Below are 26,265 nucleotides of genomic sequence, written 5' to 3'. Positions count from 1 at the left end.
GCGCCGTCCACAGGACCCGTCCACAGGCTGTGGACGAATCACATCGCTGTGGTTTGGGACGGTACCACGCGCCCCCGCCCGACCGCACCGGCGGCCGGGCGACGGGCGCCTCCTACAGGTAGGTCCCGGGCCCGGGCTCGCCCAGGGTGCCCGGGCGTCCACCGGGGACGCCGCTGGGGCTGGGCCCGCCCTGGCCGCCGCCCACACCGGGGCCGAGCTGGCGCCGCATGTCCTCGAGCTGGGCCCGGGCCGCCATCTGCTGGGCGAAGAGGGTGGCCTGGATGCCGTGGAAGAGCCCCTCGAGCCAGCCGACCAGCTGGGCCTGGGCGATCCGGAGCTCGGCCTCCGACGGCGGCTCGCCGTTGTCACCGAACGGGATGGCGACCCGGTCGAGCTCCTCCTTGAGGTCGTCGGACAGGGCCGACCCCAGCTCGTGGAGGGACGTCTCGTAGATCTCCCGCAGGCGGACGCGGGCGGCCTCGTCGAGGTCGGCGCTGCGGACCTCCTCGAGGAGCTGCTTGATCATCGAGCCGATCCGCATGAGCTTGGCCGGCTCCTCGACCGCCTCCCGACGCTCCTCGCCGTCGGCGGACGTCTCGACCAGCTCACCGTGCACGGTGCTGTCGTCGGCGGGGGTGGGCTCGGCGTCGCTCATCGATCTCCTCGGACGTTGGGGGGGCCAGGGTACGGGCTCTCCCCGCCCCGCCGGTGCCAACCGGATCGCCGACCGGTGGGTGGCCTCAGGCCGAGCCCACCAGGCACGGGACGAGCATCTCGGCGGGCGTCAGCGAGCCGTGGCGGCCGATGAGCACGAACGGGCCCGAGTCGGCGTCGTCGTGGAACGACACCGGCTCGCGGGCGACGAGGGCCACGTCGCCCAGCCGGGACCGGGCGGCGTCGGTGACGACGGGGCCCCACCAGCCCTGCTCGATGGTCTCGTCCCGCGTGACCACCCAGGCGTCGCCGCCGTGGTGGGCGGTGGCCGCCTCGTGCAGCGCCGCGGCCCGACCGGAGCGGGCGTGCAACCAGCGGAAGCGCCCCTCTCCCGACTGGAGGGCGATGTGCGGCACCAGGTCGCGGTGCAGCTTCACGACGTTGTCCCCGACGTGGACCTGCCCGTGGTCGGCCGTCACCACCACGGCGGCCCCGGGGGGCAGGACGGCCATGACGTCGGCCACCAGCCGGTCGGCGAAGGCGACCTCGGCGTCGTAGTGCTCCCCCAGCCCGTACTCGTGGGCGACCTTGTCGACCCCGTCGTAGTACGCGTACACGAACGGCTCGCCCCCGCGCAGCAGCCGCCCGACCTCGGTGACCATCGTGGACGGCACCCGGTAGCCGTTGAACCGCACCTGGCAGAGGTGGGCGCCGCTGAACCCGGACGAGGCGAACTCGGCCTTGGTGACCACCGCCGGCCGGTGGGCGGCGAAGGCGGGGTGGGACTGGAACTGCTCCGGATCGATCTGGCGGCGGGCGTCGCCCTGGGCGGTCGACCACCGGAGGATGTTGAGGACCTCGCCCTCGACCGCCACCCGGTAGCCGACGACGCCGTGCTCGCCCGGCGTGAGGCCGGTGGCGATGGACGTCAGGGCGGTGGCCGTGGTCGACGGTGACACCGTGGTGATCGCCCCGCCGGCCATGGCGGTCAGCGTGGGGGCGAGGTGGCGGCGGTCCTGGAGCTGCTCCCACCCCAGCCCGTCGAGGACGAGGAGCACGACCTGGTCGGCCTCGACGGCGGCGGCCGGCAGCCACGGGGGCGTGGTCGGTCCCGGCTCGAGCAGGGCCGGCACCAGGCTGGCGATGCACGCGCCGCCGTAGTCCGGGATCAGAGGATGGTCACCCACGGCGTGGACCCCTTCCGTCGGCCCGGACGGAGCCGGGAGCGGCGTGACCCTATCCCGTTGGGCCACTCGGCCACGCCTCGCCGGCCACCCGTCGGACCACTCGACCACGCCTCGCCGGCCACCCGTCGGACCACTCGACCACGCCTCGCCGGCCACCCGTCGGACCACTCGACCACGCCTCGCCGGCCACCCGTCGGACCACTCGACCACGCCTCGCCGGCCACCCGTCGGACCACTCGACCACGCCTCGCCGGCCACCCGTCGGACCACTCGACCACGCCTCGCCGGCCACCCGTCGGACCACTCGACCACGCCTCGCCGGCCACCCGTCGGACCACTCGACCACGCCTCGCCGGCCGGGCCCGCACGGGGTCCGGTGGCCCCGGCCCCGCGTCGGGGGTTGGACCCGTACGATGGCCGGCGTGAAGGTGTCGACGCGCGGTGACTACGCCTGTCGGGCGCTGCTGTCGCTCACGCTCCACCCGGAGGAGGCGCCGACCTCGGTGCGCGACATCGCCGAGCGCACCGGCCTGCCCCAGCCCTACCTCGAGCAGATCCTCCTCGCCCTCAAGGGCGCCGGCCTGGTCCGCTCCAAGCGCGGCGTGGGCGGCGGCTACGTGCTGGCCCGGGAGCCGGCCGAGATCACCCTGGCCCAGATCGTGTCGGCCGTCGATGGCCCCATCGTGGTGGGCGACTTCGGCGAGCCCCACCAGAACGGGGCCTGCGACCACGAGGGCCAGTGCGTCCTGCTCGCGGTGTGGGCCGACGCCGGGCGCCAGATGCGCACCCTCCTCGAGGCCCGGACCCTCGCCGACATCGCCGCCATCACCGCCGGCAACGCCCCCTGGCCCGAGCCGGCGACGTAGCCGGCCGTCGCACGGATGGTGCCTGGCACCGTCCGTGGCCGCGCCGGGTCAGGACTTGGCCAGGGCGGGGGCGTCGGCGTCGGCGGGCTGCGCCTCGGAGCCGGGGACGCTGAGGAGCGAGCGGCCCGACTCGGGGTCGAAGAGGTGGATGGCCCGGGCGTCGATCCAGAGCTCGGTGTCCTCGCGCTCCTGGGCGTCGCTGGTGACGTCGAGCCGGGCGGTGACCTCGGTCCTGCCCTCGCCGCTCACGCTGATGGCGACCTTCTCGAGGTCGGCGGCCAGGTCCGAGAGCTGGTCGGCGGCCGAACCCTCGACCTCGAAGTGGGCGAACAGCTCCGAGCCCAGCCACTCGATGACGTCGATGGCGGCGGTGAAGGTGCCGCCGGGCGCCTCGCGGTCGCCCACCAGCGACGCGTCCTCGAAGTTCTCGGGGCGGATGCCGGCGATGACCTCGCCCCCCGCCCCCGCGGCCAGCCGGTCGGTGACCGAGGCCGGCAGGTCGAGGTCGAGCATCGGGAGCGACAGCCGCGACCCGTCCAGCTGCGCCGGCAGCAGGTTCATCGACGGGGAGCCGATGAACCCGGCCACGAACAGGTTGGCGGGGTGGGTGTAGAGCATCCGGGGCGAGTCGACCTGCTGCACGACGCCCCGACGCATGACCGCCACCCGGTCGCCCAGCGTCATGGCCTCGACCTGGTCGTGGGTGACGTAGATGGTGGTCGTCCCCAGGCGCTGCTGGAGCCGGGAGATGGTGGTGCGCATCTGCACCCGGAGCTTGGCGTCGAGGTTGGACAGCGGCTCGTCCATCAAGAAGGCCACCGGCTCGCGGACGATGGCCCGGCCCATGGCGACCCGCTGGCGCTGGCCACCGGAGAGGTTGCCGGGCTTGCGGTCGAGGTGCTCGGTCAGCTCGAGCATGCGGGCCGCCTCCTCGACCTTCGACCGCATCTCCTCCTTGGGGACCTTCCGCAGCTTGAGCGGGAACTCCATGTTCTCCCGCACGGTCATGTGCGGGTAGATGGCGTAGCTCTGGAAGACCATCGCCATGTTGCGGTCCTTGGGGTCGACGTCGTTGACCCGCTCGCCGTCGACCCGCATCTCGCCCGAGGTGATGTCCTCGAGCCCGACGATCATGTTGAGCAGCGTCGACTTCCCGCAGCCCGAGGGGCCCACGAGGATGAAGAACTCGCCGTCGCCGATGGTGAAGTCGGCCTCCTTCACGGCGGCGAAGCCGTCGCCGTACTCCTTGGAGACCTTGTCGAGCGCGATCTCGGCCATGGGTGCGTGCCTCCTGGGGCTAGCCCTTCACCGCGCCGGACGTGAGCCCGGACACGATGCGGCGCTGGAAGATGAGGACCATCACGATGATGGGGACGGTGACGAGGACCGAGGCGGCGGCGATCTGCCCGGTCGGGAACGTGAACTGCGACGAGCCGGTGAAGAAGGTGATGGCGGCGGGCACGGTCCGGGCCCGGTTGGTCGAGGTCAGCGACGTGGCGAAGAGGAAGTCGTTCCAGGCGAAGATGAACACGAGGATCGCCGAGGTGAACATGCCCGGCGCCGCCAGTGGGGCGATGACCTTGCGGAAGGCCTGGAAGGGGCTGGCCCCGTCGATGCGGGCCGCCTTGTCGAGGTCCCAGGGGATCTCCCGGAAGAACGCCGACAGGGTCCAGATGGCCAGCGGGAGGGTGAAGGTCATGTAGGGGATGATCAGCCCCGGCCAGGTGTCGAACAGGCCGAGGTCGCGCCACATGTTGAACAGCGGGCCGATCACCGAGATCTGCGGGAACATGGCGATGGCCAGCGCCCCCGACATGACCAGCGCCTTGCCCGGGAAGTCGAGCCGGACGATGGCGTAGGCGGCGAAGGTGGCGAGGACCACAGCCAGCAGGGTGGCGATGAGGGCGATGCCGATCGAGTTGCGCAGGGCGGCCTGGAACTGCTCGTCCTTGAGCACGCCGCCCGCTCCGGTGTAGTTCTCGAGGGTGGGGTCCTTGGGGAAGAACCCGCCCAGGAACCCCTCGCCCTCGGTGGCCACCTCCTCGGCCGGTTTGAGCGACAGCGAGACGATCCAGGCCACCGGCAGCAGGGCGTAGAAGATGACGAGCAGGATGCCGAAGCCCCAGAACACCTTGTCCTTGGCCTCCCTCGAGCCGGGCGCCGCCATCAGTCCTCCGACCCCGCCCGCCGCCCTGAGCGGGTCGGCTTCGCAGACTCGTCCTTCATCTACTCACCCCTCTGCTGGGACAGGTTGGCGCCGAAGCCCTTGACGAACAGGAAGGCGATGATCAGCACGCAGGCGAAGATCAGGACCGAGACGGCGGACCCCAGCCCCAGGTTCAGCCGGCTGACGAGCGTCTTGTATCCGAGGATCGACACGTTCTCGGTGCCCTGGGCGCCCCGGGTCATGACGAACACCGAGTCGAAGATCCGGAAGGCGTCCATGGTGCGGAACAGCAGCGCCACCAGGATCGCCGGCTTCATCAGCGGGATGATCACCTTGCGCAGGCGGTACGACGCCGAGGCACCGTCGACCCGCGCCGCCTTGACGGCGTCGTCCGGCACCAGGGTGAACCCGGCCAGCAGCAGGAGCGACATGAACGGGGTCGTCTTCCAGACCTCGGCGAGGATGATGACCAGGTAGGAGCTCCACGTCTCGGTGAACCAGCTGTTCTCCAGCCCGGTGATGCCGTTGACGAAGCCGGTGGTGGGGTCGAAGGCGAACCGCCAGGCGAAGGCGGCCACGACGGTGATGATCCCGTAGGGGACGAGGATCGACGAGCGCACCAGCCCCCGCCCGAAGAGGGCCCGGTGCATCACGAAGGCCAGGGCGAAGCCGAGCAGCAGCTCGATCGCCACCGAGATGACCATGATGATCGCCGTGTTGGCCAGGTCCCGCCACCACAGGGAGTTCCCCAGCACGGCCTCGTAGTTGTCGACGCCGACGAACCCGCGCTCCTCGGGGAAGCGCAGGTCGTAGCGTTGCATCGAGAGCCAGACGGCGTAGGCGATCGGGTACGCGGTCACCAGCAGCATCACGAACACGGCCGGGGCGCAGAGCATCCAGCCCAGCTTCCGCTCCGACCGGGCCCGGGCGGAGGTCCCCTTCTTCGCCATCCCCGCCCGGGCCGCGGTGGCCGCCGTGGGCGTCGTCGCCGTCACCGCTCCTCCTCCGCGCCGACGGGCGGGACGGCCTGGTGGGTGCCGGTCACAAGAGCCCCTCCCCCTCCAGGGCCTGTTCGATGGCCTCGCGCAGCCTGTCCACGTCGGCCTCCGGATCGATGTCGGACGCAGGGTGCAAGATGCTGATGATCGCCAGCGAGACGTCGTTGTAGAACGGCGTGCGGGGCCGGAGGGTGGCCCGGTCGAGGGCCTCCTTCATCTCGGCGGCGTAGGGGAAGAGCTTGATGCCGGCGTCGTTCTCGGCCTCGGTGACCTCGGGGTCGTCGTAGAGGGCCTCGGTGACGGGCAGCAGCCCGGCGTCCTGAGCGTTGCGGGTCTGGTTCTCCTCGTTGGCCAGGCAGGTGGCGGCCTCGACGGCGAGGTCGGGGTGGTCGCCGTAGGCGCCGATGCCGATGTTGAACCCACCGGCCACGACGGTGGAGTCGACGTCGGGCTCGACGGAGGGGAACGGCGCCCACGCCATCTTCTCGGCGATGTCGGGCGCCAGCTCGTTGGCGCTGGGCCAGACGAACCCGTAGTTCACCATGAACGCGGCGCTGCCCGACTCCCACCCCTGGCGGCCCTGGTCCTCCTGGGCGGTGGCCAGCGCGGGCGGGGCGTGCGACGAGCGGGCGAACTCCGACAGCACCTCGAGGGCCCGGCGGGTGGGCCCGTCGTCCAGGCTGACCTCGGTGCCCTCCTCGTTCAAGATGGCCCCACCGGCCGACGCCAGGAGCGAGGCGAACCAGACCACGAGGCCCTCGTAGCGCTGGCCCTGCTCCCAGATGACGTGGGGCTTGCCCTCCTGCTCGAGCTCGTCGGCGGCGGCGAGCATCTCGTCCCACGTCGCCGGCGGCTCCTCGGTGAGGTCGGTGCGGTACCAGAGCAGCTGGGCGTTGGTGTTGAGCGGGATCCCGTACAGCGTGTCCTCGTAGGTCGCGCTCTCGACGGCGATGTCGAGCCGCCCCTCGGTCGCCTCCTCGACCTGGTCCTCGGGCCACGGGAGGATCCACTCGGCGTTGGCGAACTCGGCGGTCCAGATGACGTCCATGTTCATCAGGTCGATGTCGGAGTCCCCGGCGGCCAGGCGGCGCACCAGCTGCTCGCGCTGCTCGTCGGCGTTGGACGGCAGGGCCTGGAGCTCGATCCGGTAGCGGCCCTCGGCGGCGGCGTTGCAGTCCTCGATGGCGGCCCCGAAGATGCCGCCGGCCTCGTCGCGGGCGTACCACTTGAGGACGGGCGTGCCGCCCTCGTCCCCGCCGCCGCACGCGGTGGCCGCCACGGCCAGGCCGGCCGCCACGACGACGGCGAGGAGGCGGCGGCCGTGCGGTCGACGAGATCGGGGCGGGGGTGCGGGCAACGAGGGCTCCGGAGGGGTCGGCCCGGGGCGGGTGCGGCGGGGCCGGCGACGCCACCGACGTGGCGGGCGTCACGCCGACGGGTGCCACGGTTCCCCCTGACGGGGGAGGCAAACCTCCCCACCGGCGCGGACCGGCGGTCGGGGGCCGATCAGCCCCCCGACGCCACGCTCCGCAGGCCCTCGAGCACGGAGCGGAGGTCCGTCGGGAGGGGTGAGGTCACCGCCACCCGCTCCCCCGTCGCCGGGTGCAGGAAGGCCAGGTCGGCGGCGTGCAGGAACGGGCGCGGGCACGTCACCCGGGTCCGACCGCCCCCGTAGCGGGGGTCGCCGACGATCGGGTGCTCGATGGCCCGCATGTGGACCCGGATCTGGTGCGTCCGCCCCGTCTCCAGGCGGCACTCGACCAGGGCCACCGGGCTGGGGTCGGCGAACCGCTCGAGCACCTGGTAGCGGGTCCGCGCCTCCTTGCCGTCGGCCCGGACGGCCATCAGGGTGGGCTGGCGGGGCGACCGGCCGAGGGGCGCGTCGACCAGCCCCCGGGCGGGGTCGGGGTGCCCGGCGACCAGGGCGAGGTACCGGCGCTCGACGGTGCGGGCGCTCAGCTGGGCCACCAGGCTCTCGTAGGCGCGGGGCGTCCGGGCCACGACGAGCAGGCCCGAGGTGTCGCGGTCGAGGCGGTGGACGATGCCGGGTCGCTCCGGGTCCCCCACGCCGGCCAGCTCGGGGAACCGGGCCAGGAGCCCGCCGACGAGCGTCCCCGACGAGTGGCCGGCGCCGGGGTGGACGACGAGGTCGGGCTGCTTGTCGACCACGATGACCTCGTCGTCGACCAGCACCGTGCGCACCTCGACCGCCGGGTCGGGCCCGGGTGCGGTGTCGACGACGGCGTCGTCGACGTCGACCTCGACGGTGCTCCCCTCGGCGACGCGCTCGGACACCTTGGTGACCGGCTGGTCGTCGATGCGCACCGAGCCCCCGACCACGAGGGCGGCCGCCTCGGCCCGCGACACGTCGGCCACCAGGGCCACGACCCGGTCGATCCGCTGGCCCCCGAGGGCGGGAGGCACCACCTCGGCGCGGGTGCTCACGACCCGCCCGCCCCGTCCGGTCCGTCGCCGCGGGCGGCGCGCTGGTCGTGGGGGTCGCCGTGGATGACGGAGGCGAGCACCAGGAGGAGGGCGCCGCCGACCACACCGACGTCGGCCACGTTGAAGATCGGCCACCACTGGAGGTCGATGAAGTCGACGACCGCGCCGCCCAGGAAGCCGGCCTCGGCGCCCGCCGGGCCGCTGCGCAGGGCGCGGTCGACCAGGTTGCCGAGGGCGCCGCCGGTGACCATGCCCGCCGCCACCGCGCCGAGCCGGGTGGCGCTGTGCCCCGACCAGAGGAGCCACGCCACGACGACGAGGGCCAGGAGGGCGATGTAGGGCCCCAGCTCGAGGTCGGACCCGATGCTGAACGACGCCCCCGTGTTCCAGGTGAGGAGGAGCTGGAGGGAGCCCACCACCTCCACCACGCGGCCGTCGGACAGCCGGTTGAGGGCCCAGTGCTTGGACAGCTGGTCGACGACGAGGAGCCCCACGCCGACGGCGGCGACCAACGGGGCGCGCGCCACGTGCGGCCGCCGGGCGCGCCGGGGCCGGGCGGGCGCGGGGGCCTCGTCCTCCGCCCTCATCGGGCCTGGCTCAGCGACGGCCCAGCCCCCCGACCTTGTACTCGACCTTCTCGCGGGCCCAGGGGATGGCTTCGAGCCGCTCGGTCGGGATCGGCTCGCCGGACACCTCGCAGATGCCGTAGGTGCCGAGGTCGAACTTGGCCAGGGCGTGGTCGATCTCCTCGACCGCCTGGCGGGCCTGGGCGGACAGGGCCAGGTCGCGCTCGCGCTCGACAGCCAGCGTGTCGCCCTCGCCCGACTCCTCGTCGAACTGGACGTCGCCGGGGTCGATGTCGGCGACGAGCGAGTCGGCCTCGGCCCGGAGCGTCTCGGCCTGGTTGACGTAGGTGGCCCGCTCCTCCTCGAGGGCCGCCCGCTGCGCCCGCAGGAAGGCGGCCGAGAACGGCGAGCGCCGCCCGGCCGCCCGACGCGCCGGCGCCTTCGCCGGCGGGGCCTTCTTGGCGGGCGCCTTCTTGGCGGCCGCCTTCCTCCCCCCTGCGTCCTTCGCCGCCGCCTTCTTCGCCGCTGCGTTCTTCGCCGGGGCCTTCGTGGCGGGGCCCCTCGTCGCCGGCGCCGTCTTCGCTGCGGCCCTCGCGGCCTTCTTCGCCGGCGCCTTCTTGGCCGCGGCCTTCGTCGGGGCCGGCTTCGCCGCGGCGCTCGTGGCCGCCTTCTTCTTGGCCGACGTCGCCCGGCCCCCCGTGGCCCGGGGCACGGGCGCGGCCTTGGCGGTGCGTGCGCTGCGTGACGAGGCCATGACACCCTTCCGACCGGAGCAAAGGTGCCGCAGCCTACCCACCCACGCCCGGGCCGGCGCGGATGCCTCTGGCAGCGGGTGCCTACTTCCGGGCGGCGAGCTGGTCGGCCACCGCCACCAGGACACCGGCCCGGGCCGGTCCGCAGCGCTCGGCCACCTGGACCGTCGCCAGATCGGCGGCGTCGAGCCGGGCCAGCAGCCCGGTGATCTGCTCGGTGTCGAGGCTCTCGTACTCGGCGATCGGGAAGGCCAGCGCCGGGTCGCCGGCCGCCTCGGCCAGGGCGTCGAGGACAGCGGGGCGAGCCCGGGTGGTGCGCTCGCGCTCGGCGACGACCGGGACCTCCTCGGGCCACAGCTTCGGCACGAGGGGGAGGATCTGGGCGGCGTCGAGGGCGTCGTAGTCGGCGATCGGGAACGGGGCGTCGGTGACGTCGACGGTCGCCGCCGCGGGCTCGACCTCAGGCGCAGGCTCGGGCTCGGGCTCGGCCTGAGGCTCGGGCCCAGGTCGAGGGGCGCCGTCGGGCGCGCCGGCACCCGCCGGGGCCGAGCCCGACGCCGGCGCCAGGTCGGGCGGAGCGCTCGGGCCGGCGGCCCAGATCGACGCCTCCTCGGCGCCGCCGGAGCCCCGTGCCCCCGCCGTGGCCAGGGCCAGGACGGGACGGGCCGACGGCTCCGGCGTCGGGTCGTCACCCGCCGGGGGCAGCGGATGGGGCGCGCCGTCGGACGCGGGCTCCGGGCGAGCCCGGCTCACCCGGGCCGAGACGGCGACCACGACCAGCGAGGCGACGCACAGCACCATCGACAGGTAGAGGTCGCCGATGTCGCCACCGGCCAGACCGACGACGAGGAAGAACGCAGCAGCAGCGACGAGGGCGAGGGCGCAGACGACCAGCACGATGACCTCTCAGGGGACGATGGACGCACCCTGTTTTCGCCGCCGCGCGGGGCGATCCCTGCCCCCGGGGCGGCGGCTACCGCCGGCGGCCGAACCGCGGGCGGGCGCGACCGCCCGCGGCGTCGTCGTCGGGGCCACCCGGCATCGACGCGTCCCGGGGCCCGAGGGGCTCGTCGTCGAGCATCGCCTTGCGGAGCTCGGCGAGGAAGGCGTCCTCGTCGGGGTCGGCGGCCCCGACCGTGGCGACGGCCTCGGTGGGCGGACCCAGGTCCCGGTCGTCCTCGTCACCCCCGCGCGGACCCGAGAACAGATCGGGGGCCGGCGGGGGCGGGGGCGGGGGCGGCGACCCGATCCGGACGGTCTCCTCGGCCGGCGGCGGCGGGCGGTCGGTCGCCGCCGGCGGCGCCGGGGGGGCACCGTCGGAGCGCAGCGCCGGCGGAGGCGGCTCGGGCGCCTCGTCGTCGGCGTCCTCCAGGGCAGCCGACAGGTCGGCCTTCCCGGGCAGGTCCACCCCCTCGGCCTCCCCGGTCGGGGGGGCCACGTCGTCGGGCACCGGCGCGGGCGCAGGGGTCGGATCGCGATCGATCGGGGGCGAGGTCGTGCTCACGCCGGTCTCGGTGGCCACCCGGAAGGCCTCGGGGTGGTCCAGCAGCGACTGGAGCTCGCCGATGGCGGCCTGCACCACCTCGCGCTGCTCCTCCACGTGGCGCTCCAGCACGGTGACGTCGCTGGACAGCGAGTCTCGGACCCGCTCGAGCTCCTCGATCTCGGCGAGCAGCCCCGCCCGGCCCTCGTCGCGCCGGCGGGCCAGCTCGGCCTCGACGTCGGCGCGCAGCTCCTCGGCCTGCTTCCGGGCCGAGGCCACCAGCGACTCGCCCTCCTCGGTGGCCTTGCGCACCTCCTCGTCGGCGGCGCGCTGGGCGAGGATCAGGGCCCGGTGGATCTCCTCGGCCTCGGCGTCCTGGGCCGGGGCCGGCGCCGGCGCCGGCGGGGGCGTGGACTCCGCCGCCCGCCGGGCGGCCTTGGCCGCGTCCTCGGCGTCGGCCAGCTTCCGCTTCAGCTCGCCGACCCCCAGCGCGATCTGGTCGAGGAAGGCGTTCACCTCGTCGGGGTCGTAGCCCCGCTTGACGATGCGGAACTCCTTGGTGCCGGAGAGGCCGGAGGAGATGTCCATCCGAGGGATCGTAGTCACCGGGGGCCCGCCGCGAACCGACCCGTGGGCGCCTCCCCCGGGCGTCAGCAGCCCAGGAGCAGGCGCAGCACCGAGAGGGCGACCATCACGACGACGGGCGACACGTCGATGGGGGCGCCGCCGAGCCGGGGCTGGGGGAGGATGCCGCGCAGCGGCGCCAGCACGGGCTCGGTCACCCCCCGCAGGGCGCGGGCCACCGACTCGAGGGCCGTGCCCGGTTGCACGGCGAACCAGCTGGTGACGACGGCGGCCAGCAGCACGAGCATGGCCGCCAGGCTGGCGATGCAGAGGATCGAGGTGAGGGCGCCCACGGGGCGGGGTCAGTCCTCGTAGGAACGGTCGCGCAGGCGCTGGCGCTCGTCCTCGGTGACCTCGACGCTCGTCGGGCTGACGAGGTACACCTGGCCGTCGAGCTTCTCCATGCGTCCGCCGAGCCCGTAGCAGAGGCCGCTGGAGAAGTCGATGAGGCGGCGGGAGACCTCGCGGTCGGCCTGGCGCAGGTTCATCACGACCGGCTGACCGCCCTTGAAGGTGTCGGCGAGGGTCTGGGCCTGGTTGAACGAGGTCGGCACGACCACCCGGGGCCGGGCCGTCGAGGCCACGGGCATGGGGCGGACGACCTTGGGCCGGGGGCGGGCGCCCCCCAGGCCGGAGCTGGGCGTCACCGCACCGATGCCCCCACCCATGCCGCCGCCCATCCCGCCACCGACCTGGGTGGCGAAGTCCGACGGGCCCGACTCGGGCCGGGCCGGGGCCATGGGTCGCACCGCGCCCACCGCGGACTGCTGCGGGTGGGGCTCGGGCTCGTGGAGCATGGGCGACGACGCCGGCGACTGGCGCACCGTGCCCGAGGCCGGGGCCGGGTCGTCGTAGCCGGGGTCGTAGTCGTCGTACTCCTCGTCGGGTCCGAGCCCGAGGTACAGCATCGCTTTGCGCCACATGGTCGCCATCTGACCTCCTGGGATCGGAGCCTAACCGTCGATCGCGGCGGGGCCCGCGCCCTGCGCCCGCGGCCCGAACAGGGCGGTGCCGACGCGGATCATCGTCGCGCCCTCGGCCACCGCGGCCTCGAGGTCGTCGGACATGCCCATCGACCTCTCGGAGAGGCCGAGGTCGTCGGCCAGCCCGCGGAGGGTCCGGAAGCACGCCGTCGCCCCCTCGGGACCACGGAGCGCCACCGTCATCAGCCCGCGCACGTCGAGCCCCTCGGCCCGGAGGTCGGCCACCAGGGCTGCGGTCTCCCCCGGCGGGCACCCGCCCTTGGTCCCCTCGCCCGAGGTGTTCACCTGGGCCAGGACGGCAGCGCCGGGGGCGCGCCGGGCGATCTCCGCCCCCAGGGCGGCCCGGTCGACGCTGTGCCACAGGGCGACGTGGGCGGCGACCTGGCGGACCTTGTTCCGCTGCAGGCGGCCGACCCAGTGCCAGCGCACCGCCTCCTCGGCGTCGACCTTGGTGACCATCTCCTGGGCGTAGCTCTCCCCCAGGTCCACCAGCCCGGCGGCCACCGCGGCGTGGACGGCGGTGGCGTCGAAGCCCTTCGTCACCCCGACGACGGTGACCGCGGCCGGGTCGCCGCCCGCCCGCTCGATCCGGGTGCGGACCCGGGCGATGCGGGCCCCCACCTCCTCGGCCGTGACGGCGACGGGGATCACGCCTCCTCCTCCAGCCACGCCACCGTCGCGATCCGGCCGGCGTCGCCCCGGGCGCGGAACGACCAGTAGTCACCGGGGGCCTCGGCGGTGCAGGACGGAGCCGCGGTCACCGTCTCGACCCCGGCCTCGGCCAGGGCTCGCCGCACGCCGGCGGCGACGTCGAGGGCGGGCCGCCCGTCGGTGGTGGTGGCGCGCACCTCGTCGCCCCAGCGGGCGGCGACCCGGTCGAGGTCCGCGGCGCCGAACTCGTAGTGGCGGGCGCAGATCGACGGGCCCAGCACCGCCTCGACCGGGGGTGCCCCCAGGGCGGCCATGGCCTCGGCGGCGGCGCCGACGACCCCGCCCAGGAGACCGCGCCAGCCGGCGTGGGCGACGCCCACGGCGCGGCCCTCGGCGCCGAGCAGCACCACGGGCACGCAGTCGGCGGTGGTGACGGCGAGGGCGGCGCCGGGCACGGCGGTCACCGCCGCGTCGGCCTCGGCCCCGGCGTGCTGGCCGGGCCGGGTGACGGTGACGACGGCGGCCCCGTGGACCTGGGTCAGCCAGGTCCACGGCAGGTCGACGACCGCCCGCCGGCGGGCGGCGACCTCGGCCGGCGGCCCGGTGACGGCCAGGTCCCCCGCGGCGCGCGTCGTGGTCAGGTGGTGGGGGCGGAGTGCCACGGGGATCCTTCGTGCCGTGCCTGTCGAGTCCGTTCCGCGCTGGCGGCAGCCCCTCCACCCCGCCTGGGTCGGATCGAGCCGGCGAGCGCAGCCCGCCGCGGCGCGGAGGGGTCCGGTCCGACCAGAGCGAAGGTGAGGAGCCGGTCTGCGACCTGGCTTCGGGCCCTCATCGGGCCCTGCCTACCGGAGGAACGAGGGCACGTCGAAGTCGTCGTCGCCGTCGCCGTCGGTCTCGTCGTCGGCGCCGCCGAAGAGGTCGGTCACGGGCACGGGCCCGCTCGACTCCTCCATCTCGTGGGTGCGGGGCCGGGTGCGGCCCTCCTCCCACCGGTCGAACCCGGCGGCGATGACCGTGACCCGCACCTCGTCGCCCATGTCGTCGTCGATCACGGTGCCGAAGATGATGTTGGCGTCGGGGTGGGCCACGCCGTGGATGACCTCGGCCGCCTCGTTCACCTCGAACAGGCCCATGTCGCTCCCGCCGGTGATGCTCAGCAGGATGCCGCGGGCGCCCTCGATGGACGCCTCGAGCAGCGGGCTCGAGATGGCGTTGCGGGCGGCGTTGAGGGCCCGGCCGTCGCCGGAGGCGTAGCCGATGCCCATCAGCGCCGAGCCGGCGTTGCTCATGATCATCTTCACGTCGGCGAAGTCGGTGTTGATGAGGCCCGGCGTGGTGATCAGGTCGGTGATGCCCTGGACGCCCTGGAGGAGGACCTCGTCGGCCATCTTGAAGGCGTTCACCACCGAGGTCTTGTCGTCGGAGACGGTGAGCAGGCGATCGTTGGGGATGACGATCTGGGTGTCGACCCGCTCCTTCAGCTTCTGGACGCCCTGCTCGGCCTGGACCGAGCGGCGCCGGCCCTCGAAGCCGAACGGGCGGGTCACCACGCCGATGGTCAGGGCGCCGAGGGACTTGGCGATCTCGGCGATGACCGGCGCGCCGCCGGTGCCGGTGCCGCCGCCCTCGCCGGCGGTGATGAAGACCATGTCGGCGCCCTTGATGACCTCCTCGAGCTCGGCCCGGTGCGACTCGGCCGCCGCCGCCCCCACGTCGGGGTCGCTCCCGGCGCCGAGGCCGCGGGTGAGGTCGCGCCCGATGTCGAGCTTGACGTCGGCGTCGCTCATCAGGAGCGCCTGGGCATCGGTGTTGACGGCGATGAACTCGACGCCCTTCAGCCCGGCGTCGATCATCCGGTTGACGGCGTTGCACCCGGCACCACCGACGCCGACGACCTTGATGACCGCCAGGTAGTTCTGCGGATTACCGGCCATGGGGGAAGCTCCGTTCTCGGGACGCGCGGGACGGTCGGCCACACGGGCCGACCATCGAGGTGTCACCCTCGACCTCGAGTCGAGGTATAGGGTTATGTAAAGTTCTTGTAGCGGTCGAGACCCTACGCACAGCCCCTCCCCGTGGTCAAGACCGGGGCGGTCGGGACGCGGACGTCGATGCGGCAGGCGTCGCCCGCGGGGGCGGCGTGCTGGCGCACGGCCACGGCGGCCTGGGCCTTGGCGGCCAGCTGGCGGGCGTCGCCCAGGACCACCCGGAAGCCGTCGTCGAGCACCAGCTCGAGGCCGTCGCGCCCCTGGTCGGTGCCCTCGACCGCCCGCCGCAGCGACCCCGGCAGGGCGCCGAGGACGGCGAGGGCGGCCCGGTCGTCGCCATCGAGCGTCGCCCCGGGCGCGGCCGCCCGCTCGCCGGCGAGGGCGGGCAGGTCGGGCTGGTCCTCGACGACGGCCAGGACCCGACCCTCGGCGTCGAGGAGGGCCCACCCGTCGTCGTGGGCGACGGTGGCGACCTCGGTGCGCTCGCTGACGACGATGCGGATGGTGCCCGGCCACAGCCGGGTGGTGCGGACCTCGTCGATCCACGGCAGGGCGGCCACCCCGCGGCGGGCCCCGTCCAGGTCGACCTCGATCATCGGCGTGCCCCGCGTCGCGCCCCCGGCCCGCTCGATGGCGGCGACGTCGGTGCGCTCGGCCCCGACGACCTGCACCCGGTCGACGTCGAGCAGCGGGCTGCGGAGCCCGACGAGGGTCCACACGACGGCGCAGATCACGCCGAGGAGGGCCGTGACGCGCCGCATGCGGCGCCGACCCCGGCCCCGGGCGACCTCGGCCCGGCGGGCGCGGATGCGGGGGTGGGGCGTGGCCGCGACCGCCTCGGTCGGGGGCCGCCACTCGCGCACCTCGGTCCGCGACCCGTTCACGAGAGGTCCTCGGGCCAGGTCAGGCCGACGGTGCGGGTCTCGGGGTGGAGGCGGACGCCGTGGGCGGCCTCGACCCGGCGGGCCACCTCGACCATGAGGGCGAAGACGTCGTCGGCCGAGCCGCCGGCGTCGGCCTGGATGAAGTTGGCGTGCTTGTCGGACACCGCCGCGCTCCCCCGCCGCAGGCCCTTGAGCCCGGCGGCGTCGACGAGGCGGCCGGCGGAGTCGCCCGGCGGGTTGGTGAAGACCGACCCGGCGTTGGGCCCCCCGGGCTGGTTCTCGCGGCGCCAGCGGACGATGGCGGCGATCTCGGCCTCGGCCGTGGCCCGGTCGCCGGGGGCCAGGGCGATGTCGGCCCCGACCACCACCTGCGAGGGGGCGACGTTCGACGTCCGGTAGCCCAGCGCCAGCTGGGTGGAGGGGAGCGTCGCCGGCATCGCACCATCCTCCCCCGCCGACAGGTCGACGACGCGGATGCTCTGCAGGGTCGCGGCCATGTCCGAGCCGTGCCCGCCTGCGTTCATGCGGACGGCGCCCCCGATCGACCCCGGCACGCCCACCGCCCACTCGAAGCCGGTGAGGCCGGCGGCGGCCGAGCGGCGGGCCACGACCGGCAGGCTGGCCGCCCCGCCCGCCCGGACGACCGTGCCGGCGACCTCCACCGTGGCCAGACCGGGGCCCAGCACGACGGCGATGCCGGGGAAGCCGGCGTCGGCCACCAGCAGGTTGGACCCCTTCCCGATGACGAGGGTGGGCAGCTCGCTGGCGGCGACGGCGCGGGCCACGAGGACGAGGTCGGCCTCGTCGGCCGCCTCGACGAGGAGGGCGGCCGGCCCGCCGACCCGGTAGGTCGTGAGGGCGCCGATGTCGGCGTCGGGGCGGGCCCGGTCGCCGAGCACGGCGGCGGCGCGGTCGACCGCGGTGCCGGTGGGGCTCATCGGGTCCCCCCGTCGGGCTCACCGTCGTCGGCGGCCGGCCCGGCGGCGTCGGCGTCGGACCGGGCCCGGGCGGCGAGGACCTCGTCGGCCAGGCCGGTGATGTCGCCGGCGCCGAGCGACAGGCACAGGTCGCCCGGCCGCAGCACCTCGGCCAGCTCGGCGGCGAGCGTGGTGCGGTCGGGCAGGTAGACGACGTCGCGCCCGGGGTCCGACGCGGCGATGGCGTCCACGATCAGCTGGCCGGTCACGCCCGGCCGGGCCTGCTCCCCCGCCCCGTCGACGTCGGTGATCACGACCAGGTCGGCACCGGCGAACGAGGGGCCGAAGTCGCGCCACAGGTCCTCGGTGCGCGAGTAGCGGTGGGGCTGGAACACGACGACGACGCGCCCCCACCCGCCCTGGGCCGCGGTGCCGACGACCGCGGCGACCTTGCCGGGGTTGTGGGCGTAGTCGTCGACGAAGGTGATGCCGTCGAGCCGGCCCCGGAACTGGTAGCGCCGGGCCACGCCCGCGTAGCGGCCGAGGGCCGACGCCGCGGCCGAGAACGGGGCCCCGACGAGGAGGGCGGCGACGAGGGCGGCGGTGGCGTTGCGGGCGTTGTGCAGGCCCGGGATGGGCAGGTCGATCCGCCCGAGCACGTCGCCGTGGTGCTCGACGGCGAACCGGGTGCCGACCCGGTCGACGGAGACGTCGACGATGCGGTAGTCGGCCCCCTCGCCCGTGCCGTAGGTGGTGGTGCCGTGGCGCGCCGCGAGGGCGGCGGCGTTGGGCTCGTCGACGCACACGACCGCCACGTCGGCGCCGGTGACGAACCGGTCGAAGGCGGCCTCGATGCCGGCCAGGTCGCCGTAGTGGTCGAGGTGGTCGGCCTCGACGTTGGTGACCACCGCCAGGTGGCTGGCGAGCTCGGTGAAGGTCCCGTCGCTCTCGTCGGCCTCGACGACGAACAGCTCCCCGTCCTCCCACACCGCCCCGGAGCCGATCTCGTTCACGTCGCCCCCGATGATGAACGAGGGCGACAGGCCAGCCTCCACCAGGATCAGGGCGAGCATCGTCGTGGTGGTCGTCTTGCCGTGGGTGCCCGACACCGAGAGGGTGCGGCGGACCCGGGTGATGGCCGCCAGGACCTGGGCCCGGCTCAGCACCGGGATGCCCGCCTCGTGGGCGGCGACGACCTCGGGGTTGGACGCCGGGATGGCGGTCGAGACGGCGACCCGGTCGGCGTGGCCCACCTGCTCGCCCCGGTGCCCCACGTGGACGTCGATGCCCAGCGCCCGGAGGCGGTCGAGCCCGGGCGACGGCTTCATGTCCGAGCCCGTGACCCGGTGCCCCATGGCGACCAGCACGGTGGCGATGGCGCGCATGCCGGCGCCGCCCACGCCCACGATGTGGACGTGCAGCGGCGGCCCGTCGAGGTCGAGCGCGCCGGTGTCGGTCGGGTCGGTCGCGCCGGTCATCGCCCCACCCCCGTCGTCCGGGGGACCGATCCGGGCGCCCGGGCGCCCGGGATCGTCCCGGCGTCGGGCGGGCGGGTCACCGGGCGACCTCGAGGATGACCTCGGCGACCCGGGCGGCGGCGTCGAGGCGGGCCTGGCCGGCCATGGCCGTGGCCATCGCCTCCCGGCGTCCGGCGTCGGCGACGAGGGGCGCCAGCTCGGCCTCGAGCCGGTCGACGTCGAGCTCGGCGTCGGGCACGACCACGGCCGCCCCGGCCGCGGCCAGGACCCCGGCGTTGGCCGCCTGGTGGTCCCGGGTGGCGATCGGCAGGGGCACCATGATCGCCGGAACGCCGAAGGCGGCCAGCTCGGTGCAGGTGCCGGCACCGGCCCGGGTGACGGCGACGTCGGCGGCGGTCAGGGCGAGCGGCATGCGGTCCTCGTAGGCCACCACGTCGTGCTGGAGGGCGGCGCCGGGCGGCGGGGCGGCGGCGAGGACGGCGTCGTGGTCGCGCCGGCCGGTGACGTGGCGGATGGCGACATCGTCGCGCCCGGCCCACCGCTCGACCAGGCCCAGGACGGCGTCGTTGACCCGCTTCGAGCCGAGCGAGCCGGTGGTGACCAGGACGACGGTGCGGTCGAGGGGCAGGCCCAGCTCCCGGCGGGCCGCGTCGCGCGCCGCCGCCCCCCCGGGGCCGCGGCGGGCCTCGGCCGCGGCGACCAGGTCGGCGTGGAGGGGGTTGCCGGTGACACGGGACCGGCGCAGGTCGGTGCCGGGGAAGGACACGGCGCTGGCCCGGGCGAAGCGGGCGAGGAGGCGGTTGACCGCCCCGGCCCGGACGTTCTGCTCCATCAGCACGAGCGGCGCCCGACGGGCGACGGCCCCCACGACCCCCGGGAGGGCGGCGTGGCCGCCCAGCGACACCACGACGCCCGGGCGGCGGGCGCCGACGATGGCGATACCGCGGCGGGCGGCGCCGAGCAGGCCCCACGCCGCCTTGAGCGTGGCCGGGCCGATCGAGCGGGGCAGGCCCCGGCTGGGGACCTCGTCGAGCGCGAACCCGGCGGCCGGCACCATCCGGGCCTCGACGCCCCGGTTGGACCCGACGAAGTGGATCTCCTCGGGCGCCACCCCCGCGTCGACCAGCGCGGCCGCCACGGCCAGGCCGGGGACGAGGTGGCCGGCCGTGCCGCCCCCGGCGATCAGGACGCGGGTCGTGTTCTCGGGGGTCGCCACCTCAGCGCCCGCCGTCCGGCAGCTCGGCCCGCGGGTGGCGGGCGATGTTGAGGAGCATCCCGGCGGCGACCATGGTGACGAGGAGCGAGCTGCCGCCGTAGGAGACGAACGGCAGCGGGACGCCGGTGTTGGGCAGCAGCCCGATGACGACGCCGATGTTGAGGAACGCCTGGGCCACGAGCCACGTCGTGATGCCGACCGCCACCAGCGTGCTGAAGCGGTCGCACGCCTGGAGGGCGGCACGCACGCCGACGAAGGCGATGGCCACGAAGAGGGCGACGGTGGCGAGGGCCCCGATCAGCCCGAGCTCCTCGCCGATGATGGCGAACACGAAGTCGGTGTGGGCGAACGGCAGGTACCCCCACTTGGCCCGCGACTGGCCCAGGCCCAGGCCGGTGAGACCGCCGTCGGCCAGGCCCACGTTGGCCTGGATCGCCTGGTACCCGGTGGTCGAGGCGTTCGACCACGGGTCGAACATGGCGAAGAGCCGGCGGCGGCGGTAGGGCTCGAACCACACCAGCAGGCCGGCGGCGGCCACCACGACCCCGCCCACGACGACCAGGGGGCGCATGGTGGCCCCCGACGCCAGGAGCATGGCCAGGGCCACGGTCACGATCACCAGGGTGGTGCCGAGGTTGGGCTGGAGCAGGATGAGCCCGCACACGACGCCCAGGACGCCGACGACGGGCCACACGGCGCGCCGGGGGTCGTGGACCTCGCGGCTGCGCTTGGCCAGCAGGTCGGCCACGAAGCAGATGACGGCGACCTTGGCCAGCTCCGAGGGCTGCAGCTGGATCGGGCCGAGGGCGATCCAGCGGCGGGCGCCGTTGATCCGGGGCCCCACGGCCAACACGACGAGCAGCAGCCCGACGACGCCGAGCAGGGCGACCCGGCACCACCGCCGCCACAGCCGCCGGTCGGACCAGACGGCGGCGCCCATCCCCACGATGCCGAGCAGGGCCCAGACGGCCTGGCGGCTGGCGTAGGACCACGTCGAGCGGGTCTCCTCCAGGGCCACGAGCGAGGAGGACGACAGCACCATCACCAGCCCGAAGAGGACGAGCACGGCGACGAGGGCGAGCAGGATCGTCGAGGTCCCGGTGCGCGCCCCGGGGGGCGACCAGGTGCGGTCGACGGTCCGGGCCGGGCGGCGGGCGGCGCCGGGGCGGTGCAGGGCGACGGTCACGGGGTGGCCTCCGGCGTCTCGATCACGGGCGTGGCGCTCACTGGCCGGTGAGATGGATGAAGTCGGCGAGGTAGAGGCCGAGGGCGATGGCGGTCGACAGCCCGGCGAGGATCCAGAAGCGGACGATGATCGTCGTCTGGGGCCAGCCCGCGAACTCGTAGTGGTGGTGGATCGGGGCCATGCGGAAGGGCCGCTTCTTGAACAGGCGGAACCCGGCGACCTGGACGATCACCGACAGCGTCTCGAACACGAACAGCCCGCCGATCAGCGGGAGCAGCAGGTGCGTGTTGAGGAGCAGCGCCATGCCGGCCAGGCCGCCGCCGATGGCGAGCGACCCGGTGTCCCCCATGAAGATCCGCGCCGGGGTGGCGTTCCACCAGAGGAACCCGGTGGTCGCGCCGGCGAGGGCGGCGGCCACGGTGGCGACGTCGAGGGCGTCGGGGACCTGGTAGTTGGCGAGGGCCCCGGGCTGGCCGTTGTTCCGGTAGGCCCAGAAGGCGATCACGGTGAAGGCGGCGAAGCCGGAGATGGCCGACCCCCCGGCCAGGCCGTCGAGCCCGTCGGTGAGGTTGACGGCGTTGGTGCAGCCGACGATGAGCAGGACCGCCCACACGACCCAGAGCACGGGCCCCAGGTCGAGGTCCTCGAAGTTGTCGAAGCGGGTGAACGACAGGTTCGTGTGGACGTCGGTGAAGGCCACCGCGGCGACGGCGAAGCCGATCGCCACCGACAGGAGCCCGATGCTCTTGGCCGCCTTGGAGAGCCCCAGGTTGCGCTCCTGGGAGACCTTGATCCAGTCGTCGAGGCCGCCGACGACCCCGGCGCCGATCACGAGCAGGACGAGGAGGATGCCGGAGGTCGAGAACGACATGCCCGGGCGGGTGTGGGAGACGAGGTAGCCGATGGTCGCCCCGGCGACGATGGCGATGCCGCCCATCGTCGGCGTGCCGGCCTTGGTGCGGTGGGCGTCGGGGACGTCCTCGTGGATCGGCTGGCCGATCCCCCGCTGGCGCAGCCACACGATGAGGAAGCGGGTCCCGACGAGCGAGGTGGCCAGGCCGACGCCGGCGGCCATGAGGAGGGCGATCACCGGCCGGCCCCCTCGACGAGCAGGCGGCGGGCCACGGCCCGGTCGTCGAAGGGGACGACCCGGTCGCCGAGGTCCTGGGTCGTCTCGTGTCCCTTGCCGGCGAGGAGGACGGTGTCGCCGGGCGAGGCTGCGGCCAGCGCCCGTCCGATGGCGAGCTCCCGCTGCGGTTCGACGACGAGGGCGGTGTCGGAGGGGATGCCAGCTCGCACGGCCTCGATGATCGCACCTGGGTCCTCGCTCCTCGGGTTATCCGACGTGAGGACGACGAGGTCGGCCGCCGCCGCCGCCTCGCCCATGAGCGGCCGCTTGGTCGCGTCGCGGTCGCCCCCGCACCCGAAGACGATGGTGATCCGCCCCGGGGAGACCTCCCGGAGGGTGGCGATGACCTGCTCGATGCCGTCGGGGGTGTGGGCGTAGTCGACGATCACGGCGAAGTCCTGGCCGGCGTCGACCGCCTCCATCCGCCCCGGCACCGGGGGCGCGGCGGCGAGGCCGCGCCCGACGGCGTCCTCGGGGACGCCCGCCGCCACCGCCACCTCGGCGGCGACGAGGGCGTTGCGCACGTTGAACCGGCCGACGAGCGGCACCTCCACCTCGTGGCCCCGCCAGCGGAACCGGCTGGCGGTCGGGCCGAGGCGGAGGTCGTCGACGTCGTCGAGCCCGACGCCGAGGGTGGGCACCTGGGCGCTGTCGCGCAGGAGCCGGCCGTGGGAGTCGTCGATGCAGACCACCGCCCGCTCGGTCAGCTCGGGGGTGAAGAGCCGGGCCTTGGCGCCGAAGTAGGCCTCCATCGTGCCGTGGTGGTCGAGGTGGTCGGGGCTCAGGTTGGTGAACCCGGCCACAGCCAGGTGGGTGCCGTCGATGCGGTGGAGGTCGAGGGCGTGGGACGAGACCTCCATGGCGACGGCCCGGGCCCCGTCGCGGAGCGCCTCGGCCAGCCGGGCCTGGAGCTCGGGCGCCTCGGGGGTGGTCCGGGCACCGGTGAGCGTGCCGATCGTGGCTGCCGGCCACCCGGCCGCCTCGAGGATCGAGGTGAGCAGGTGGACGACGGTGGTCTTGCCGTTGGTCCCGGTGATGCCGAGCACGACGAGCCGGCGGGACGGGTCGCCGGCGACGACGGCGGCCGCCCGCCCCATGGACCGTCGCACCGACGGGACCCGCACCTCGGGCACCCCCAGCCCGAGCGGTCGCTCGCACAGGAGGGCGACGGCACCGGCGGCGACGGCGGCCGGGGCGTGGTCGTGGCCGTCGGTGCGGGCGCCGGGCACGCAGCAGTAGAGGTCTCCGGGCCGGACCGCCCGCGAGTCGTGCGTGGTCCCGGTGACGACGACGTCGGGGTCCCCCACGAGCTCCGCCGGTCCGACCGTCGCGGCCGCCTCGACGACGCCCGCCAGGGTGCGCTCGCTCACCCGCCGTCCACAGGGTCGTCGGGGTCGCCGTCGCCGGCCCCCTCGACCGGCTCGTCGTCCTCGGCGACGGTCCCCGCCGGGTCGGCCTCGGCGCCCTCGTCCTCGCGGCGGGGGACCCCCGGGACCGGGGTGTCGTCGATCGCCCGGGCCGACTCGCTCATGTCCGGCACGTCGGTGACGTCGCCCCCGGCCGAGGGCGGGATCCCCAGGCGGCGCAGGGCGACGCGGGCCAGGTCGGCGAAGGCGGGGGCGGCCACGTCGGCGGCGTAGATCGAGCGGGAGGGGTCGGGCTCGTCGACCACGATGATGATCGACAGGTCGGGGTTCTCGGCGGGCACCAGGCCGGCGAAGGTGGCGATGTAGTGCATCTGGCCCTCCTCGTCCTCGTAGTCACCCCCGGCCTGGGGCTTGCGGGCGGTCCCCGTCTTGCCGGCGATCGAGTACCCCGGGATGGCGGCCGTCTGGCCCGTCCCCCGCGAGACCACCTGGGCCATCATGGCCCGGACGGCCGCCGCCGTCTCCGGGGAGACGACCCTCCGCGGCTCACCCGAGGGGACGGTCTGGGCCTCGCCGTCGGGACCGGTGATGGCCCGGACCAGGCGGGCGGGGACGTAGGTCCCGTCGCTGCCCAGCACGTTGAACGCTTGCAGCATCTGGAGGGCGGTCACGGCGACGCCCTGCCCGATGGGGATCGAGCCGATCGCCGTGCTCTGCCGGTCCCACTCCTCGGGCGGCAGCATGATGCCGGCCGACTCGGACGGGAACCCGAGGCCGGTGTCGGTGCCGAAGCCGAAGCGGCGCAGGAACTCGTCCATGCGCGCCGTCCCGACCTCCTTGGCCAGCATGATCGTGCCCACGTTCGACGACGTGGCCAAGATGTCGGTCACCGACCACTCGGTGGTCTCGTGCGGGTGCGAGTCGGTGAACTCGTGGTCGCCGACCTGCAGGCTGTCGGGGACGAACATGGTGGTGTCCGGCGTGACGATCCCCAGCTCGATGGCGGCGGCCACGGTGATGATCTTGTTGACCGACCCGGGCTCGTACACCGACGTCAGGGCCACGTTGTCGGGCGTCGGGGCAAAGCCGCCCTCGTCGGTCTCGGCCAGGTTGGCCATGGCCAGGATCTCACCGGTCGAGGGGCGGCTGATGATGGCGGTGCCGCCCATGGCCCCGGCCCGCTCGAGGTGGTCGGCCAGGACCCTCTCGGCCTCGTACTGGAGGACCTGGTCGAGGGTGAGGGTGACGTCGGCGCCGGGGCGGGCCGGCTCGATGTGGCGGCGGGTGCCGGTGATGGTGCCACCCCCGGGCACCTTGGCCTTCTCGTAGACGACCTCGCCGGGCGTGCCGGTCAGGGCCTCGTCGAGCTGGAGCTCGAGGCCGGAGGTGCCGTCGGCCCCGTCCTCGGTGACCCCTCCCACGATGGAGCGGGCCATGTCCTCGGAGGGGTTGATGCGCTCGTACTCCTGGAAGGTCCCGATGCCGTGGAGGTCGAGCTCGGCGACGGCGGCGGCGACGTCGTCGTCCACGGTGCGGGCGAGGATGGAGAAGCGACCCGGCACCGACATCAGGTCCTCGAGCTCGTGGCGGGGCACGTCGAGGACGGGCGCCAGGCGGCGCGCCAGCTCGTCGGGGTCGTCGATGATGCTGGGGTCGGCGAACACGGTCCGGCGGGGCACCGACAGGGCCAGGGCCTCGCCGTTGCGGTCGAGGATGGCGCCCCGGCCGGCGGCGAGGGTGGTGGTGCCGACCCGCTGCTGCTCGCCCTGGGCGAGGAAGCGCTCGGGGTTCCGCAGCTGCACGTCGACGAGCTTGTAGCTCACCGCCGCGAACAGGAGGACGGCCAGGATCGGGATGGCCGCCAGCCGGCGGCGCAGGACGTGCGGGGGCGCGGGCCGGCCCGCCGTGGGCCCGGCCGGGCGCTGCGAGGGGTGGCGGCGGACGGCCGCCGAGACGGTGCGGGGCGCGGACGGGTGGACCCCCCGGCCCGGCGCCGGGCGACGGGCAGGAGCCTGCGTCGCCCGGCGGGGCTCGGAGGACCGGTGGGGACGGGTGCCGGCGCGGGCCGACGATCGGGCGGCCGGCGGGCGGGACGAGGTCCGCGCCGCGGTCCGGTTCCGGACCGTGCCGGCGGCGCGGCGGGACGGGGAGGGTGGGGGGCTCGAGCGCTCGCGCCGGTAGGCCTCGAAGGCGCCGGTGACGGGGGTGCGGCCGCTCATCCTCCGCTTCCGCCCGGCCCGCCGTCGGCGCGCTCGTCGCCGGGCTCGCCGTCGCCGTCGGCCCGGACGTCGTCGGCACCCTCCTCGGAGGTCGTGGTGGCGTCGGGGCCCCCGTCGGGGCGGATGGTGAGCCAGGTCGGGTCGGTGGGGACGATCATCCCCTGGGCCTCGGCCGCCTCGACGATGCGCTCGGGCGACTCCAGCCGGGCCACCTCGACCGCCAGCGCCTGGTTGCGCTGGTCGCCCTCGCGGATCTCGGCCTCGATGCGGTCGAGGTCGCGCTGGCCCGACACGAGCATGGTGTTGAGGGCGGCGGTGGCGAGGAGGACGCCGAACACGACGACCACCGCGGCGACCACGATGGGGCCGGTGGCCCGGCGGGGCGGCACGACCCGCAGGTCGGGCCGGGTGGGCGCATCGCTCTCGGCGGGCGCCGGGCGGACGACGCGCAGGGCGGTGCTCGAGCGGTGGGAGGAGGCGAGGGCGGCGCGGGTCGCAGCCATGG

At 74.9% G+C, this 26,265-nt stretch carries 26 protein-coding genes; 1 reads left to right on the top strand and 25 read right to left on the bottom strand.

Annotated elements, in window-relative coordinates; genetic code table 11:
* Positions 1-112 precede the first annotated feature (112 nt).
* Together HC251_RS10500 and HC251_RS10495 are read right to left on the bottom strand one after the other, a co-directional pair.
* Entirely contained in the window at positions 113-655 is a 543-nt protein-coding gene (locus tag HC251_RS10500; protein ID WP_219945239.1) for a bacterial proteasome activator family protein, read from the bottom strand.
* 85 nt (positions 656-740) lie between these two features.
* A complete protein-coding gene (locus HC251_RS10495) occupies positions 741-1,841 on the bottom strand; it encodes an alkaline phosphatase family protein (protein WP_219945238.1) in 1,101 nt (366 codons plus the stop codon).
* Positions 1,842-2,263: 422 nt separating this feature from the next.
* Between HC251_RS10495 and HC251_RS10490 the strand changes: the two genes are divergently transcribed.
* Positions 2,264-2,707 carry an Rrf2 family transcriptional regulator gene (locus HC251_RS10490; protein WP_219945237.1) on the top strand — a complete coding sequence of 148 codons (444 nt, stop codon included), beginning with the start codon at positions 2,264-2,266 and terminating at the stop codon, positions 2,705-2,707.
* Between the two features lie 48 nt (positions 2,708-2,755).
* Here HC251_RS10490 and HC251_RS10485 read toward each other — a convergent pair whose 3' ends face one another.
* The 23 genes from HC251_RS10485 to HC251_RS10375 all read right to left on the bottom strand — a co-directional run bounded on the left by HC251_RS10485 (position 2,756) and on the right by HC251_RS10375 (position 26,263).
* On the bottom strand, positions 2,756-3,985 hold the full coding sequence (locus HC251_RS10485) for an ABC transporter ATP-binding protein (RefSeq protein WP_219945236.1): 1,230 nt from the start codon (positions 3,983-3,985) through the stop codon (positions 2,756-2,758).
* A gap of 19 nt (positions 3,986-4,004) precedes the next feature.
* The gene (locus HC251_RS10480; RefSeq protein WP_219945235.1) at positions 4,005-4,874 is read right to left on the bottom strand and encodes a carbohydrate ABC transporter permease; all 870 of its coding nucleotides are present in this window, start codon (positions 4,872-4,874) and stop codon (positions 4,005-4,007) included.
* Positions 4,875-4,933: 59 nt separating this feature from the next.
* The gene (locus HC251_RS10475) at positions 4,934-5,824 is read right to left on the bottom strand and encodes a carbohydrate ABC transporter permease (RefSeq protein WP_219945667.1); all 891 of its coding nucleotides are present in this window, start codon (positions 5,822-5,824) and stop codon (positions 4,934-4,936) included.
* Between the two features lie 91 nt (positions 5,825-5,915).
* Complete coding sequence (locus tag HC251_RS10470) at positions 5,916-7,229, bottom strand: ABC transporter substrate-binding protein (protein ID WP_219945234.1); 1,314 nt, start codon at positions 7,227-7,229, stop codon at positions 5,916-5,918.
* Between the two features lie 149 nt (positions 7,230-7,378).
* Entirely contained in the window at positions 7,379-8,317 is a 939-nt protein-coding gene (locus tag HC251_RS10465) for an RluA family pseudouridine synthase (protein WP_219945233.1), read from the bottom strand.
* Positions 8,314-8,904: a signal peptidase II gene (lspA, locus tag HC251_RS10460; RefSeq protein ID WP_219945232.1), complete on the bottom strand. Its 591-nt coding sequence runs from the start codon at positions 8,902-8,904 to the stop codon at positions 8,314-8,316. The genes HC251_RS10465 and lspA overlap by 4 nt, the downstream gene beginning before the upstream one ends.
* Positions 8,905-8,914: 10 nt before the next feature.
* Positions 8,915-9,637, bottom strand: coding sequence for a TraR/DksA C4-type zinc finger protein (locus HC251_RS10455; RefSeq protein ID WP_219945231.1), 723 nt, complete (start codon positions 9,635-9,637; stop codon positions 8,915-8,917).
* 82 nt (positions 9,638-9,719) lie between these two features.
* Positions 9,720-10,532, bottom strand: a complete 813-nt coding sequence (locus HC251_RS10450) for a hypothetical protein (RefSeq protein WP_219945230.1) — start codon at positions 10,530-10,532, stop codon at positions 9,720-9,722.
* Between the two features lie 76 nt (positions 10,533-10,608).
* Positions 10,609-11,706: a DivIVA domain-containing protein gene (locus HC251_RS10445; protein ID WP_219945229.1), complete on the bottom strand. Its 1,098-nt coding sequence runs from the start codon at positions 11,704-11,706 to the stop codon at positions 10,609-10,611.
* Between the two features lie 62 nt (positions 11,707-11,768).
* Positions 11,769-12,035, bottom strand: coding sequence for a YggT family protein (locus HC251_RS10440; protein WP_219945228.1), 267 nt, complete (start codon positions 12,033-12,035; stop codon positions 11,769-11,771).
* A 9-nt stretch (positions 12,036-12,044) separates the two neighbouring features.
* Entirely contained in the window at positions 12,045-12,674 is a 630-nt protein-coding gene (locus tag HC251_RS10435; protein ID WP_219945227.1) for a cell division protein SepF, read from the bottom strand.
* Between the two features lie 21 nt (positions 12,675-12,695).
* Complete coding sequence (locus HC251_RS10430; protein ID WP_219945226.1) at positions 12,696-13,376, bottom strand: YggS family pyridoxal phosphate-dependent enzyme; 681 nt, start codon at positions 13,374-13,376, stop codon at positions 12,696-12,698.
* The gene (locus tag HC251_RS10425) at positions 13,373-14,038 is read right to left on the bottom strand and encodes a polyphenol oxidase family protein (RefSeq protein WP_219945225.1); all 666 of its coding nucleotides are present in this window, start codon (positions 14,036-14,038) and stop codon (positions 13,373-13,375) included. Before HC251_RS10425 ends, HC251_RS10430 begins: the two co-directional genes overlap by 4 nt.
* A gap of 180 nt (positions 14,039-14,218) precedes the next feature.
* The gene (gene ftsZ / locus HC251_RS10420) at positions 14,219-15,310 is read right to left on the bottom strand and encodes a cell division protein FtsZ (RefSeq protein WP_219945224.1); all 1,092 of its coding nucleotides are present in this window, start codon (positions 15,308-15,310) and stop codon (positions 14,219-14,221) included.
* A gap of 122 nt (positions 15,311-15,432) precedes the next feature.
* Positions 15,433-16,248: a cell division protein FtsQ/DivIB gene (locus HC251_RS10415; protein WP_219945223.1), complete on the bottom strand. Its 816-nt coding sequence runs from the start codon at positions 16,246-16,248 to the stop codon at positions 15,433-15,435.
* Positions 16,245-17,186: a UDP-N-acetylmuramate dehydrogenase gene (gene murB, locus HC251_RS10410; protein ID WP_219945222.1), complete on the bottom strand. Its 942-nt coding sequence runs from the start codon at positions 17,184-17,186 to the stop codon at positions 16,245-16,247. The genes HC251_RS10415 and murB overlap by 4 nt, the downstream gene beginning before the upstream one ends.
* The gene (murC, locus tag HC251_RS10405) at positions 17,183-18,643 is read right to left on the bottom strand and encodes a UDP-N-acetylmuramate--L-alanine ligase (RefSeq protein ID WP_219945221.1); all 1,461 of its coding nucleotides are present in this window, start codon (positions 18,641-18,643) and stop codon (positions 17,183-17,185) included. The genes murB and murC overlap by 4 nt, the downstream gene beginning before the upstream one ends.
* A 76-nt stretch (positions 18,644-18,719) precedes the next feature.
* Positions 18,720-19,859, bottom strand: a complete 1,140-nt coding sequence (locus HC251_RS10400; RefSeq protein WP_219945220.1) for a glycosyltransferase — start codon at positions 19,857-19,859, stop codon at positions 18,720-18,722.
* A gap of 1 nt (position 19,860) precedes the next feature.
* Entirely contained in the window at positions 19,861-21,045 is a 1,185-nt protein-coding gene (ftsW, locus tag HC251_RS10395; RefSeq protein WP_219945219.1) for a putative lipid II flippase FtsW, read from the bottom strand.
* Positions 21,046-21,082: 37 nt separating this feature from the next.
* The gene (gene mraY / locus HC251_RS10390; RefSeq protein WP_219945218.1) at positions 21,083-22,135 is read right to left on the bottom strand and encodes a phospho-N-acetylmuramoyl-pentapeptide-transferase; all 1,053 of its coding nucleotides are present in this window, start codon (positions 22,133-22,135) and stop codon (positions 21,083-21,085) included.
* Positions 22,132-23,544, bottom strand: a complete 1,413-nt coding sequence (locus tag HC251_RS10385) for a UDP-N-acetylmuramoyl-L-alanyl-D-glutamate--2,6-diaminopimelate ligase (RefSeq protein ID WP_219945217.1) — start codon at positions 23,542-23,544, stop codon at positions 22,132-22,134. The genes mraY and HC251_RS10385 overlap by 4 nt, the downstream gene beginning before the upstream one ends.
* Positions 23,541-25,760: a penicillin-binding transpeptidase domain-containing protein gene (locus HC251_RS10380; RefSeq protein ID WP_219945216.1), complete on the bottom strand. Its 2,220-nt coding sequence runs from the start codon at positions 25,758-25,760 to the stop codon at positions 23,541-23,543. Before HC251_RS10380 ends, HC251_RS10385 begins: the two co-directional genes overlap by 4 nt.
* The gene (locus tag HC251_RS10375; protein ID WP_219945215.1) at positions 25,757-26,263 is read right to left on the bottom strand and encodes a hypothetical protein; all 507 of its coding nucleotides are present in this window, start codon (positions 26,261-26,263) and stop codon (positions 25,757-25,759) included. The genes HC251_RS10380 and HC251_RS10375 overlap by 4 nt, the downstream gene beginning before the upstream one ends.
* Positions 26,264-26,265 lie beyond the last annotated feature (2 nt).

It is taken from the genome of Iamia sp. SCSIO 61187, from assembly GCF_019443745.1.
In the GTDB taxonomy this organism is placed as follows: Bacteria; Actinomycetota; Acidimicrobiia; order Acidimicrobiales; family Iamiaceae; genus Iamia.
The sequence above is the reverse complement of the archived record's forward strand: the minus strand, read 5'-3'. Positions and strand labels throughout refer to the sequence as shown.

Bases quoted from the DNA above. Each gene is read 5' to 3' on its own strand.
- HC251_RS10455 (WP_219945231.1), bottom strand. From the start codon at position 9,637: ATGGCCTCGTCACGCAGCGCACGCACCGCCAAGGCCGCGCCCGTGCCC.
- HC251_RS10445 (WP_219945229.1), bottom strand. From the start codon at position 11,706: ATGGACATCTCCTCCGGCCTCTCCGGCACCAAGGAGTTCCGCATCGTC.
- HC251_RS10475 (WP_219945667.1), bottom strand. From the start codon at position 5,824: ATGGCGAAGAAGGGGACCTCCGCCCGGGCCCGGTCGGAGCGGAAGCTG.
- lspA (WP_219945232.1), bottom strand. From the start codon at position 8,904: ATGAGGGCGGAGGACGAGGCCCCCGCGCCCGCCCGGCCCCGGCGCGCC.
- HC251_RS10485 (WP_219945236.1), bottom strand. From the start codon at position 3,985: ATGGCCGAGATCGCGCTCGACAAGGTCTCCAAGGAGTACGGCGACGGC.
- HC251_RS10480 (WP_219945235.1), bottom strand. From the start codon at position 4,874: ATGGCGGCGCCCGGCTCGAGGGAGGCCAAGGACAAGGTGTTCTGGGGC.
- HC251_RS10435 (WP_219945227.1), bottom strand. From the start codon at position 12,674: ATGGCGACCATGTGGCGCAAAGCGATGCTGTACCTCGGGCTCGGACCC.
- ftsZ (WP_219945224.1), bottom strand. From the start codon at position 15,310: ATGGCCGGTAATCCGCAGAACTACCTGGCGGTCATCAAGGTCGTCGGC.
- murB (WP_219945222.1), bottom strand. From the start codon at position 17,186: ATGAGCCCCACCGGCACCGCGGTCGACCGCGCCGCCGCCGTGCTCGGC.
- murC (WP_219945221.1), bottom strand. From the start codon at position 18,643: ATGACCGGCGCGACCGACCCGACCGACACCGGCGCGCTCGACCTCGAC.
- HC251_RS10500 (WP_219945239.1), bottom strand. From the start codon at position 655: ATGAGCGACGCCGAGCCCACCCCCGCCGACGACAGCACCGTGCACGGT.
- HC251_RS10375 (WP_219945215.1), bottom strand. From the start codon at position 26,263: ATGGCTGCGACCCGCGCCGCCCTCGCCTCCTCCCACCGCTCGAGCACC.
- HC251_RS10380 (WP_219945216.1), bottom strand. From the start codon at position 25,760: ATGAGCGGCCGCACCCCCGTCACCGGCGCCTTCGAGGCCTACCGGCGC.